The sequence below is a fragment of the Gluconobacter wancherniae NBRC 103581 genome, from assembly GCF_007988885.1.
Taxonomy (GTDB): Bacteria; Pseudomonadota; Alphaproteobacteria; order Acetobacterales; family Acetobacteraceae; genus Gluconobacter; species Gluconobacter wancherniae.
The window spans coordinates 1-532 of sequence record NZ_BJUZ01000008.1 but is presented as its reverse complement, the minus strand read 5'-3'; the positions used below and the strand labels follow the sequence as shown (position 1 = coordinate 532).

The following is a 532-nucleotide window of genomic DNA, read 5'->3' as shown; positions in this document are numbered from 1 at the left end:
CGAACGCGATATCGCTCTTGGCAGGCAAGCCACCCAATTCACCTGACGAAATCTGGGCGTTCTGCGCCTGAATAGCAGACTGAACATCCCCAACCGTCAGAGAGAAATTATAAAGCTTGGCCGGATCAAGCCAGATACGCATGGCGTATTCAGAGCCGAAAAGCGTATGATCACCCACGCCTGATACACGAGACAATGGATCTGAGATATTGGATGCAACGTAATCCGAAATATCCTGACCCGTCATGCTTCCGTCAGTGGAGATAAAGGCCAGAACCATCATGAAGTTCTTGACGGCCTTCGTAACACTCAGGCCCTGAGCCGTAACTTCCGTAGGCAGTTTTGGCTGAGCAAGCTGAAGCTTGTTTTGAACCTGAACCTGAGCAATGTCCGGATTTGTACCCTGAGCAAATGTCAGGTCAATTTCCATGTGGCCACTGCCGTAGGACTGGGCGGCCATATATTCCAGATGATCCAACCCGTACATCTGCTGCAGAATAGGCCGAACCACGGTATTATTCACCGTCTCTGC

General features: G+C 50.8%; 1 protein-coding gene. It reads right to left on the bottom strand.

Annotation, left to right across the window (positions count from 1 at the left end; all coding sequences use genetic code 11):
- Positions 1-532: efflux RND transporter permease subunit (locus GWA01_RS12925; RefSeq protein WP_186819580.1), on the bottom strand; the 532-nt coding region annotated here is incomplete at both ends.